We start from the raw sequence: 12,332 nt of genomic DNA on the forward strand, positions 1-12,332 counted from the left end.
CTTCCGAACAACCCGCCCGTTTTTGGAGAGGTTTTTGACCTACCACCCCGCCACTTTAAGAAAAAACCTGTGGCCCCCTGGCCCCGCTGTCGGACCCGCCGACCCACTTTCGGGTACGGCGACCAGGCGGTCAGGCGCTCAGCCCGAACCGGTCCAGCGTCCACGCGTTGACGAACGCCTCCTCGCGCCACGAGTCGTAACGTCCGCTCGGCCCGCCGTGCCCGGCACCCATCTCGGTCTTCAACAGGTACGACCCGCCCGGCGCCACCGCCCGCAGCCGGGCGATCCACTTCGCCGGCTCGTGGTAGAGCACCCGCGTGTCGTTCAGGCTGGTCACCGCGAGGATCGCCGGATAGTCCACGGCCGCCACGTTCTCGTACGGCGTGTACGACTTCATGTACGCGTACACCTCGGGGTCGGCCAGCGGGTTGCCCCACTCCTCCCACTCGGTCACGGTCAACGGCAGCGACGGGTCCAGGATCGAGTTCAGCGCGTCGACGAACGGCACCTGCGCCACGATCCCGGCGAACGCGTCCGGCGCCAGGTTCGCCACCGCGCCCATCAACAGCCCACCGGCCGAACCACCGCGCGCGACCAGCTTGTCGGTCGACGTCCAGTCGGACTTGACCAGGTGCCGGGCGACCGCGACGAAGTCGGTGAAGGTGTTCTTCTTCGCCAGCATCTTGCCCTCGTCGTACCAGTGCCGGCCCAGTTCACCGCCGCCCCGGATGTGCGCCACCGCGAAGATCACGCCCCGGTCCAGCAGGGACAGTCGGGGGATGGAGAACCACGGGTCCATGCTCGCCTCGTACGACCCGTAGCCGTAGAGCACGCACGGCGCCGAGCCGTCGCGGGGCGTACCGGCGCGGGCGACCAGGGACACCGGCACCCGGGTCCCGTCGTCGGCCAGTGCCCAGACCCGGTGCTGCTCGTACGCGGCCGGGTCGAAGTCGCCCAGCACCGGCTTGCGCTTGCGCAGCACCATCGCCCGGGTCACCAGGTCGTAGTCGTAGACCGAGTCCGGGGTGACCAGCGAGGTGTAGCGCAGCCGCACGGTCTCGGTCTGGTACTCGGGGTTGCTGTCCAGGCCGACGCTGTAGATCGGCTCGGGGAAGTCGATGTCGTAGGAGTCGGTGCTGCCGGTGGTGAGCACCCGCAGCCCGGTCAGGCCCTCGTGACGCAGCGACACGACCAGGTGGTTCGCGAACGCGTCCACCGACTCCAGCCGGGTGCCCGGCGTGTGGTCGATCATCGGCACCCAGTCACCGGGGTTGTCCGCCGACGTGTACGCCAGCGCGAAGTCCTCGGCACCGTCGTTGTGCAGGATCAGGAACCGGTGCCCGTGGTGCTCGATCGAGTATTCGATACCCTGCCGGCGCGGGGCGATCACCGCCGGCTCGCCGGTCGGGTTGGCGGCCGGGATGACCCGTACCTCGCTGGTGATCTTGCTGTGTGAGTCGATGACGATGAACTTCTCCGACCGGGTCAGCTCGACCCCGACCCAGAACCGCTCGTCGTCCTCCTGGTAGACGACCACGTCGTCGGCGGCCGGCGCGCCGACGGTGTGCCGCCACACCTGGTTCGGCCGCCAGGCCTCGTCCACGGTCAGGTAGAACAGGGTGGAGCCGTCGCCGGACCAGGCGGAGCCGTAGAACGTGTCCGGCACCTCGTCGGCGAGCACCTCCCCGGTCTGGAGGTCCTTCACCCGCAGCGTGAAGCGCTCGTCCCCGGCGAAGTCGGTCGAGTACGCCAACCAGCGCCCGTCCGGGCTGACGTCGAAGGTGCCGAGCGCGAAGAAGTCCTGCCCCTGCGCGAGCGCGTTGCCGTCGAGCAGGATCTCCTCGCCGGGCAGCGGGGCACCGTCACCGGTCGCGGGGGGCTCGGTCTCGCCGTCGGCGACCGGGCGCCGGCACTGGATGCCGTACTGCTGGCCCTCGACCGTGCGGGTGTAGTACCAGTAGCCGCCCTTGCGGGCCGGCACCGACAGGTCCGTCTCCTGGGTCCGCTCCTTCGTCTCGCCGAAGAGCGTCTCCCGCAGAGCGGCCAGGGGTGCGGTGACCGCGTTCGTATAGTCGTTCTCGGCGGTCAGGTAGGCGATCGTCGCCGGATCCTCCTTGTTCGCCAGCCACGCGTACTCGTCGATGACGGTGTCGTCGTGGTGGGTGCGCTCGGTGGGGATCCGGTTGGCGACGGGGGCGTCGACGGGCGTCTCAGTGCTCACCCCGGCCACGTTACCGCCCCTGTCCCCGCCCCCGCCCCCGCCGGTCCGGCGCCGACCGTCGGCAAAAGATTCGAACATGTGTACGATAACTGCCGTGGGGACATCGACAGCGGTGGAGCGGACAACTGGTGGGGGGATCGGTCGACGGCTGGCCGAGATCTGTGGAGAGCGTTTCGCCCGACCGGCCGGAATGGCCGACGGGGTGGCCGGGGTGCCGGCCGCATGGGTGGCCGCACCGGGCACCGCCGAGGCGGTGGGTGCGGTGCTGCGGGCTGCCGCCGACCAGGCACTGTCGGTGGTTCCGCGCGGCGCCGGCACCAAACTGGACTGGGGTGCGCCACCGTCGCGGGTGGACATCGTGCTCGACACCGGCCGGCTCGCCGGCGTCTGGCACCGGTCCGGCGAGGACATGGTGGCCGAGGTCGGTGCCGGCACACCGGTGCGGGCGGTGCAGGCCGCGCTGGCCCGCAGCGGCATGCGGCTGCCGCTCGACGCGCCCTCGGCCGAGGCGACCGTCGGTGGGGTGGTGGCCGCCGACGAGACCGGTCCGATGCGGCACCGGCACGGTTCACCCGGCGACCGGCTGTTCGGGGTCAGCTACGTCGACGCGACCGGGGTGCTGCACCACGCGGGCGGCTGGGCGGCCGGCGAGACGGCCGGGCACGACCTGGCCAGACTGCTCTGCGGCTCCAACGGCGCGCTCGGCGTACTGGTCTCGGCGACGCTGCGGGTGCAGCCGGTGCCGGCGAGCCGGGTCTGGGTGACCCGCCCGGTCCGGTCTCCACTGGAGATGCACAACCTGGTCCGGCTCATCCACGGCTCCTGGCTGAGCCCCGCCGCGATCGAGATCGACCTGCCGAAGGAGGGGCCCGTCGCCTCCCGCGGCAGCCACCCGGCCGGTTCGTCGCTGGTGGCCGGCAACCTCGCCGTACTGCTGGAGGGCGGGCAGGCCGACGTCGGGGGCCGGGTGGCCCGGCTGGTCGAGCTGCTGGCGGGCGACAGCCGGGTGCACACCGGGGCGCCGGCCTGGTGGGGGCGCTACCCGTTCACCGCCGACGACGTCGCGCTCCGGATCGACGCACCCGCGGCCGACCTGCACGCCGCCCTCTACGCGTTGCGCGACGCCGTCGGCACACCGGTGCCGGTGCGCGGCTCGGCCGGACTCGGCGTGGTCTACGCCGCACTGCCCGGCTACGCCGCCCCCGAGCAGATCAACTCGATCCTCTCGGCGGTGCGGCAGGTGCTGCTCGCCCGCAACGGCCGCTGCGTGGTGCTCTCCGCCCCGTCCCGGATCCGTCGGGAGATCGACTTCTGGGGACACCTGCCCACCCTGCCCCTGCTCCGCCGGGTCAAGGAGCGTTTCGACCCGCACCAACGGCTCGCCCCCGGCCGCTACACCGGCGGCATCTGACCCGTCCGCCGCACCCGGTCCGCTGACGCCCGGCACCGCGCCACCAGCAGGGTGCCGGGCGTCAGCCTGTCTCCAGCTGCGGTCGCCCTCACCTGCTCGGCCACCCCGTTGACCCGCCCGGTGACTCAGACCGCGATGGCGTCGTTGCGCAGGACCAGGATGGCGATGTCGTCGCGCGGGGTCTCGCCGGAGAACCCGATAGCGGTGGAGCGCAACCGGGCGGCGACCACGTCCGCCGAGTAGCCGGCCAGCGGCCCGGCCGCGTCCCGGAGCCGATCCAGACCGAACAGCTCCCGGCCGCGCCGTCGCTCGGTCACCCCGTCGGTGTAGAAGATCAGCGAGTCACCCGGACCCATCGGCACGCTCGCCGACGGGGTGGCGATCGAGTCCAGCAGGCCGAGCGCGGTGCCGCCGGTGCCGACGAAGGAGGCCCGGCCGTTGCCGCGTACGAGCACCGGGCGGTCGTGGCCGGCCAGGTGCAGTTCGACCGTGAGCTGCCCGTCCGGGCGTTGACCGACGGCGGCCAGGGCGAGCGTGCAGTAGCGTCCGCCGCCGCGCTCGACCAGGGTCTCGTTGAGCCGGTCGAGCGCCTCCGGCAACGATTTGCCGTCGCCGACCAGCACCCGGATCACGTCCCGGACCAGCCCGGTGACCGCCGCGGCCTGCATGCCCTTACCGGAGACGTCGCCGACCACCACCAGCCACCGGCCGTCCGGCAGCGGTACGACGTCGTAGAAGTCGCCGCCCACGTCGGCGTCGTCACCGGTCGGTACGTACTCGGCGGCGAAGCCGATGCCGTCGACCACCGGTAGCACCGGCGGCAGCAGCGACTGTTGCAGGGTGTGTGCGATCCGCCGCCGTTCGGCGTGGATGCGCGCGTTCTCGATCGCCAGCGCCGCCCGCCGGGCCACGTCCTCCAGCACCGCGACCTCGTCCGGGTCGTGCCGGTGGCGCAGGTGGCGGCCGACGGCGAGGGTGCCGAGTCGCTGGCCACGGGCGACCAGGGGGACCGCGAAGCCGTCCATCGGCCCGCCGATCGGCACCTGCGAGCCGCTGCGGGACGCCTCCCGCAGCCGGGCCTGCACCGAGTCCGGGCCGTCCTCGCTGAGCACCTTGTGCAGTTCCGGCAGGACCGCCTCGTCGGCGTGGCTGGCGGCGGCGAGCTTGAGCCGCCCCCACTCGTCGGCGGTGTGCACCGCGCACCACTGGCCCAGCCGGGGCACCACGAGCTGCGGGATCAGCGCCATGGTCAGGTCGACGTCGAGGGACTGGGCGAGCAGTTCGCTCGCCTCGGCGAGGAAGGTCAGCCAGGTCTGCCGGCGTACGTCGGCCCGGCGGAGCCGGTCGTTCTCCAGGTGCAGCGAGAGCCGCTCGGCCATCAGCGCGGCGAGCGGCTGGGCGTAACCGGACGGGGCGGCGTCGAGTTCCAGTTCCCCGGCGTACGGGCGGTGCACGGCGAGCGGCACCCGGAGCAGGTCGTCGCCGGGGCGGGGGTGTCGGCCGTAACGGGCGAGCACCTGGGGCCCGTTGCCGTCGCCCCGGTCCAGTCGGACGGTGCCGCCGGCGGCACCGACCATCTCGCCCACCCGGGCCAGCAGGTCGGCGGCGAAATCGGGCAGCGGGTCGTCCGCGTACGGGTCGGGCACGGTGTGCATGAGGGCGGTGAGTGCGCCGACGCTGGGCGCCGGACCGGCCTCCGTACGGCCGGACGACTGGCCGCCGGAGCTGGGGGCGGGTGCGCTCTTGCGGTCGAGCCGGAACCAGACGCCCTTGCCGGTGGGCAGGTGGGTGGTGCCCCAGCGGCTGGCGAAATGGTCGACCAGCAGCAGACCCCGGCCTCTTTCCGACACCTCGGAAATGTCTGTTAGGTCATTTTTTGGACGCGCGGTTACCTTTTCCAACGGTCCGACGGCGAAATCGGAGACCGTTACGGTCAGTCCGCTCTCGTCCGCGACGACCTCGATGTCCAACTCCGTCCCGGCGTGTTCCACCGCGTTCGTGGACAGCTCGGTGGTGAGCAACAGAGCCTCGTTGAGCAGTTCGTCCAGCCTCGCCTCGGCGAGCACCGACCTGACGATCGCCCGCGCGGCAGCCGGCGTACGGCGGTCGGCGGGCAGCCTCACCCGCCGGACGCGCTCGTCCGTCCCGTCGCTGAACGGCCCCCCGATTTCCGCTGACACTGTTTCATCCTCCACGGCTCGGCTGCCGGTGCCAAGCCTGCCGGCACGCCGCCCCAGCTCAGCGTGGACTGGTATCGGCGGGATCGGAGCACAATGATGGGTGTGCCGCCGCCGGCACAGGTGCCGGTCAGGCCCGGTCCACCTCCCCGAGCTGAGCGAGGAAGTAATGACCACGGCGAAACAGTTGCCCGTCGCGGACCCGTCGACCACCGACGACGCGGTCCTGCTCGGCGAGCTCGCCGAGGCGCTGCGGCGGGTCCGTCGCGGCGATCTCAAGGTACGGCTGCCGCGACGTTCCGGTGCCGGTGGCGAGGTCGCGGACGCCTTCAACGAGGTGGTTTCCCTCCAGGAGCGGCAGAACCTGGACCTGCGCCGGGTCAGCCGGATCGTCGGCCGGGACGGGCGGCTCACCGAACGGCTCGACGAGGAGGGCTTCGACGGCGCCTGGGCCGACGGCCAACGGGCGATCAACTCGTTGATCGACGACCTGACCAACCCGACCACCGAGATCGCCCGGGTGATCGTGGCGGTCGCCGACGGGGACCTGTCCCAGCACATGGCACTGGAGATGGACGGCCGGCCGCTGCGCGGCGAGTTCCTCCGGATCGGCCGTACGGTCAACACGATGGTGGACCAGCTCTCCTCGTTCTCCAACGAGGTGACGCGGGTCGCCCGCGAGGTGGGCACCGAGGGTGAACTGGGCGGCCAGGCCGACGTACGCGGCGTCGCCGGCACCTGGAAGGACCTGACCGAGTCGGTCAACACGATGGCGTCGAACCTCACCTACCAGGTGCGGTCGATCTCGCAGGTGGCGACGGCGGTGGCCCGGGGCGACCTGTCGCAGAAGATCACCGTGTCGGCGAAGGGTGAGGTGGCCGAGCTGGCCCACACCTTCAACTCGCTCACCGACACGCTGCGCCTCTTCGCCGAGCAGGTGACCCGGGTGGCCCGCGAGGTGGGCACCGAGGGCAAGCTCGGCGGCCAGGCCGAGGTGCCGAACGTCGCCGGGACCTGGAAGGACCTGACCGACAGCGTCAACTCGATGGCGTCGAACCTGACCTCCCAGGTCCGCAACATCGCCCAGGTGTCGACGGCGGTGGCGCGGGGCGACCTGAGCCAGAAGATCACCGTGGCGGCGCAGGGCGAGATCCTCGAACTGAAGGACACCGTCAACACGATGGTGGACCAGTTGTCGTCGTTCGCCGACGAGGTGACCCGGGTGGCCCGCGAGGTGGGCATCGAGGGCAAGCTCGGCGGCCAGGCCCAGGTACGCGGCGTCTCCGGCACCTGGCGGGACCTGACCGAGAACGTCAACCAGCTCGCCGGGAACCTGACCTCGCAGGTCCGGAACATCTCCCAGGTCTCCACCGCCGTCGCGAAGGGCGACCTGTCGCAGAAGATCACCGTCGACGCGCGGGGCGAGATCCTGGAGTTGAAGTCCACGGTCAACACGATGGTGGACCAGCTGTCGTCGTTCGCCGACGAGGTGACCCGGGTGGCCCGCGAGGTCGGTACGGAGGGCAAGCTCGGCGGTCAGGCCCAGGTGAAGGGCGTTTCCGGCACCTGGCGGGACCTGACCGACAACGTGAACTCGATGGCGTCGAACCTGACGTCGCAGGTGCGGAACATCGCCTCGGTCACCACGGCGGTGGCTCGGGGCGACCTCGGCCAGAAGATCACCGTCGACGCCCGGGGCGAGATCCTGGAGCTGAAGTCGACGGTCAACACGATGGTCGACCAGCTGTCGTCGTTCGCCGACGAGGTCACCCGGGTTGCCCGCGAGGTGGGCACGGAGGGCAAGCTCGGCGGCCAGGCCCAGGTACGCGGCGTCGCCGGCACCTGGCGCGACCTGACCGACAACGTGAACTCGATGGCCTCGAACCTCACCTCCCAGGTGCGCAACATCGCCCAGGTCTCCACGGCCGTGGCGCGCGGTGACCTCTCCCAGAAGATCACCGTGGATGCCCAGGGCGAGATCCTGGAGTTGAAGTCCACGGTCAACACGATGGTCGACCAGCTGTCGTCGTTCGCCGACGAGGTGACCCGGGTGGCCCGCGAGGTCGGCACCGAGGGCAAGCTCGGCGGTCAGGCCGAGGTCAAGGGCGTCTCGGGCACCTGGCGGGACCTGACCGACAACGTGAACTCGATGGCCTCCAACCTGACCTCCCAGGTGCGGAACATCGCCTCGGTCACCACGGCGGTGGCGCGCGGTGACCTGCGTCAGAAGATCACCGTCGACGCGCAGGGCGAGATCCTGGAGCTGAAGAACACCATCAACATCATGGTCGACCAGTTGTCGTCGTTCGCCGACGAGGTGACGCGGGTCGGCCGTGAGGTGGGCATCGAGGGCAAGCTCGGCGGTCAGGCGCAGGTGAAGGGGGTTTCCGGCACCTGGCGGGACCTGACCGAGAACGTCAACCAACTCGCCTCGACCCTCACCACCCAGTTGCGCGCGATCGCCCAGGTGTCGACCTCGGTGACCCGGGGCGACCTGACCCAGCGGATCACGGTCGAGGCGCAGGGCGAGGTCGCCGAGCTGAAGGACAACATCAACCAGATGATCGTCACCCTCCGGGAGACGACCAAGAAGAACGCCGAGCAGGGCTGGCTCGACTCGAACCTGGCCCGGATCGGTGGCCTGCTCCAGGGTCAGCGCGACCTCGGCGAGGTCTGCCGCATGATCATGACCGAGGTGACGCCGCTGGTCGACGCGCAACTCGGCGCGTTCTTCCTGGCCGACACCGAGGAGGCGTCGATGCGGCTGCGGCTGACCGCCTCGTACGGCTACGTCGCCCGGCACCACAACGTCACCTTCGGCCCCGGCGAGGGGCTGGTCGGCCAGGCGGCGCTCTCCCGGCGCACGATCAGGGTGAACGTGCCCGACGGCAAGCTCACCGTACGGTCCGGGCTGGCCGCGACACCCCCGGCCGACCTGGTCGTGCTGCCGGTGCTGTTCGAGGGCGAGATGCTCGGCGTGATCGAGTTCGCCAGCGTCGCCGCCTTCTCCGAACTGCACATCACCTTCCTGGAACGGCTGGTGCTGACCATCGGCATCGCGGTCAACACCATCCAGGCCAACCGGCGTACGGAGGAACTGCTGGCGCAGTCGCAGCGGCTGGCCCACGAGTTGCAGGAACAGTCGGCCGAACTCCAGCGCACCAACGCCGAGCTGGAGGACAAGGCGCAGCTGCTCTCCGAGCAGAAGGGCAACATCGAGACCAAGAACCGGGAGATCGAGATGGCCCGGATCGGTCTGGAGGAGAAGGCGCAGCAGCTCAGCCGGGCATCGGCGTACAAGTCGGAGTTCCTGGCGAACATGAGCCACGAGCTGCGTACGCCGCTCAACTCGCTGCTGCTGCTGGCCCGGCTGCTGGCGGACAACTCGGAGCAGAACCTGACCGAGAAGCAGACCGAGTTCGCCCGGACCATCCACAGCGCCGGCTCCGACCTGCTGCGACTGATCGACGACATCCTCGACCTGTCCAAGATCGAAGCCGGTCGGATGGACGTCGAGCCGACCGAGGTGCGGTTCGCCGAGATCCGGGGCTACGTCGAGCAGGCGTTCGCCCCGCAGGCCGAGGAGAAGGGCCTGGACTTCCAGGTACGCGTCTCCCGTGACCTGCCCGGCGCGGTGATCACCGACGCCCAGCGGCTCCAGCAGATCCTGCGCAACCTGCTCTCCAACGCGGTCAAGTTCACCGACAACGGTGCGGTCACGCTGCGGATCGCCCCCGCGCCGGAGGGCATGTACTTCGACGTACCGGCGCTGGCCACGGCCCGGCAGGTGGTCGCCTTCACGGTGATCGACACCGGAATCGGGATCTCCGACGACAAGCTGTCGCTGATCTTCGAGGCGTTCCAGCAGGCGGACGGCACCACCAGCCGCCGCTACGGCGGAACCGGGCTGGGACTGTCGATCAGCCGCGACCTGGCCCGGCTGATCGGCGGCACGATCACCGTCGCGTCGGCACCCGGTCAGGGCTCGACCTTCACCCTGTTCGTGCCGGACGTGCTGGCACCGGACGCGGTGGTCGCGCCGATGCCGTTGCCGGTCCTGCCGGCCCGCAACGAGCTGCCGCCGCTGCTGCGCCCGACCGAGGTGGAACGGGTCAGCACGCCGGTCACCCGCCAACTCGACGGCGCCACCGTACTGATCATCGACGACGACGTACGCAACGTCTTCGCGCTGACCAGCGCGTTGGAGTTGCACGGCATGACCGTGCTCTACTCGGACAACGGGGTGGACGGCGTACGGCTGCTCGCCGAGCATCCGGAGGTCGACATCGTGCTGATGGACGCGATGATGCCCGACCAGGACGGCTACGAGACGACCCGGGCGATCCGGCGCAACCACCGGTTCGCCGACCTGCCGGTGGTCTTCCTGACCGCCAAGGCGATGCCGGGCGACCGGGAGTCGGCACTCGGAGCCGGGGCCAGCGACTACATCACCAAGCCGGTCGACCTGGATGAGTTGATCGAGCTGATGGCCTCCTGGGTCAACGGCAGCGGACGGGAGATGACCGAGTGAGCGCGTACGGCAGCGACGGGGTGGCCCGATGAGCGAGGTGGCGAAGGCGCTCCTGGTCGACGACCGGCGGGAGAACCTGCTGGCCCTGGAGGCGATCCTCCAGGGCCTGCCGGTGCACTCGGTGGCGGTCGAGAGCGGTGAGGCGGCGCTCAAGCAGCTCCTCGTGGACGACTTCGCGGTGATCCTGCTCGACGCCCAGATGCCGGACATGGACGGCTTCGAGACCGCGAGCCACATCAAGCGGCGGGAGCGGACCCGGCACGTACCGATCATCTTCCTGACCGCAGCGGACCGCGACGCCCAACTCGCACTCCGTGGGTACGCGGTCGGCGCGGTCGACTACCTGACCAAGCCGTTCGACCCGTGGGTGCTGCGGGCCAAGGTGTCGGTCTTCGTGGACCTGTGGACCAAGAACCGGCAGTTGGTCGCCCAGGCCGAGGTGGTCCGGGAGCGCAACGCCCAGTGGCGCAACCTCACCGACGCCGTCGACGAGGCCACCCGCCTCCTCCGCTCCGACGACCCGACCGCCCAAGCCCGCGCCGTGGAGATCCTCGAACAGGCCCGCTGGGGCACCCCCTCCTGACCACCCGCGTCGGTCTCCTTGATCATTGGTCACTCAGGCACGTGACACGCCGGTGAAAACGTGCCTCAGCAACCAATGATCGAGGAGACACCGCTGGTCGGTCTGAGGCGGCGACGCATTGATCGGCCGGCGTCCGGTGTGAGGGTGTCCGACGCGTAGAGTCGCACTGTTCGTCGGCGGGAAGGGTTCTAGGCAGAGTCGTGGGCAGTGGGCCGGCGTACCAGCGGGTCGCGGACGAGATCCGGGCCGCCATCCTCTCCGGAGAGCTGGCGCAGGGCGACCGGATGCCATCGTTGCCGGAGTTGGCCGCCCAGTTCGGCGTGACCACGACCGTCGCGCACAACGCGGTCAACGTGCTGCGCGGCGAGGGCCTGGTTGTCACCCGGCAGGGCGCGGGCGCATACGTACGCCGGTTCGAACGGATCCGGCGCAGCTCGCCGGGCCGACTCTCCCGCTCCCACTGGGGGCAGGGCCGAGCTATCCAGGACATGACACCGGCGTACGGGCAAGGGTCCTGGACGTCGTGGTCGGAGAGGTCCCGGCTCCGGAGTACGTGGCGACGGCGCTCGGCGTGGACAGCGGCGCAGCCGTCCTGAGCCGGGCGCGGCGGTTCGAGGTCGACGGCCGCCCGGTCCAGTTGGCCACCTCCTATCTTCCGCTGGAACTGGTACGCGGAACGGCGATCACCTACACGGACACCGGACCGGGAGGTGCCTACGCCCGCCTGGCCGAACTGGGCTTCGCCCCGGTGCGTTTCGTCGAGCGGCTGACCGACCGGGCGCCGAACCAGCAGGAGCGCGAGCAACTCGCCCTCTCGTCCGGGGCCGGTGCGCGGGTTATCGAGATCACCCGATTCGCCTACGACGGCACCGACCGCTGTGTCGAGGTGACGCGGATGGTTCTCGACGCGACCGCGTACGAGCTGGAGTACGAGTTTCCGGCCTAGACTCCCAACTCTTGCCAAGAGTCTAGGCAAGATCGATCCATCGATTTCGCCCAGGGATCGGGGAATGACGTGGACCTTCGTGACCAGGTGTGCAAGATGGCCGCCGAACTCGGTTACGAGATCGACGCACGCGAGCTGCTTGAGTTGATCGCGGACGAACCCGACGTGGTGGGGGAGGCGATCGGATCCGTCGCCGCCATCGCCGCCCCCGAACTCACGCTTGAGCTGTTGGCCCAGGCGCTCGACAAGTTGCGCGGTCAGTGGCCGGCGTGGCAGCTCGGCGACGGGCTCACGCACCTTGCGGACGTACTCGTCCGGCTGGACGAGGCACACGCCGCGATCTCCGAGGGCATGAACGACAGTCGAGCCGAGTTCCGCACCTCCATGCGCCACCTCGTCGGCACCCCCACCCAATCGTGATCCGGGTTGACCGGGTGGGCTGTGGCGGATTCGTGCCCCTTCA

General features: G+C 70.3%; 8 protein-coding genes. 6 read left to right on the top strand and 2 right to left on the bottom strand.

Going from position 1 to position 12,332, the window contains the following annotated elements:
• Positions 1-130: 130 nt before the first annotated feature.
• Positions 131-2,221, bottom strand: a complete 2,091-nt coding sequence (locus tag ACZ6QQ_RS14135; RefSeq protein ID WP_465876484.1) for a S9 family peptidase — start codon at positions 2,219-2,221, stop codon at positions 131-133.
• 94 nt (positions 2,222-2,315) lie between these two features.
• On the opposite strand from ACZ6QQ_RS14135, the gene ACZ6QQ_RS14140 reads away from it, so the two are divergent.
• A complete protein-coding gene (locus ACZ6QQ_RS14140; RefSeq protein WP_465876485.1) occupies positions 2,316-3,632 on the top strand; it encodes an FAD-binding oxidoreductase in 1,317 nt (438 codons plus the stop codon).
• Between the two features lie 125 nt (positions 3,633-3,757).
• Here ACZ6QQ_RS14140 and ACZ6QQ_RS14145 read toward each other — a convergent pair whose 3' ends face one another.
• A complete protein-coding gene (locus tag ACZ6QQ_RS14145; RefSeq protein ID WP_465876487.1) occupies positions 3,758-5,812 on the bottom strand; it encodes a SpoIIE family protein phosphatase in 2,055 nt (684 codons plus the stop codon).
• 166 nt (positions 5,813-5,978) lie between these two features.
• On the opposite strand from ACZ6QQ_RS14145, the gene ACZ6QQ_RS14150 reads away from it, so the two are divergent.
• From ACZ6QQ_RS14150 to ACZ6QQ_RS14170, 5 genes are all read left to right on the top strand, one after another.
• Positions 5,979-10,340: a hybrid sensor histidine kinase/response regulator gene (locus ACZ6QQ_RS14150; RefSeq protein WP_465876488.1), complete on the top strand. Its 4,362-nt coding sequence runs from the start codon at positions 5,979-5,981 to the stop codon at positions 10,338-10,340.
• 28 nt (positions 10,341-10,368) lie between these two features.
• Positions 10,369-10,923: a response regulator gene (locus ACZ6QQ_RS14155; RefSeq protein ID WP_465876490.1), complete on the top strand. Its 555-nt coding sequence runs from the start codon at positions 10,369-10,371 to the stop codon at positions 10,921-10,923.
• A 200-nt stretch (positions 10,924-11,123) separates the two neighbouring features.
• Positions 11,124-11,519 carry a winged helix-turn-helix domain-containing protein gene (locus tag ACZ6QQ_RS14160; RefSeq protein WP_465876491.1) on the top strand — a complete coding sequence of 132 codons (396 nt, stop codon included), beginning with the start codon at positions 11,124-11,126 and terminating at the stop codon, positions 11,517-11,519.
• Positions 11,447-11,869, top strand: coding sequence for a UTRA domain-containing protein (locus ACZ6QQ_RS14165; protein WP_465876492.1), 423 nt, complete (start codon positions 11,447-11,449; stop codon positions 11,867-11,869). Before ACZ6QQ_RS14160 ends, ACZ6QQ_RS14165 begins: the two co-directional genes overlap by 73 nt.
• 69 nt (positions 11,870-11,938) lie before the next feature.
• Positions 11,939-12,289 (top strand): hypothetical protein, encoded by a 351-nt coding sequence (locus ACZ6QQ_RS14170; RefSeq protein WP_465876494.1) that lies wholly within the window; start codon positions 11,939-11,941, stop codon positions 12,287-12,289.
• Positions 12,290-12,332: the final 43 nt, after the last annotated feature.

This window comes from Micromonospora sp. NPDC049529 (genome assembly GCF_055586685.1).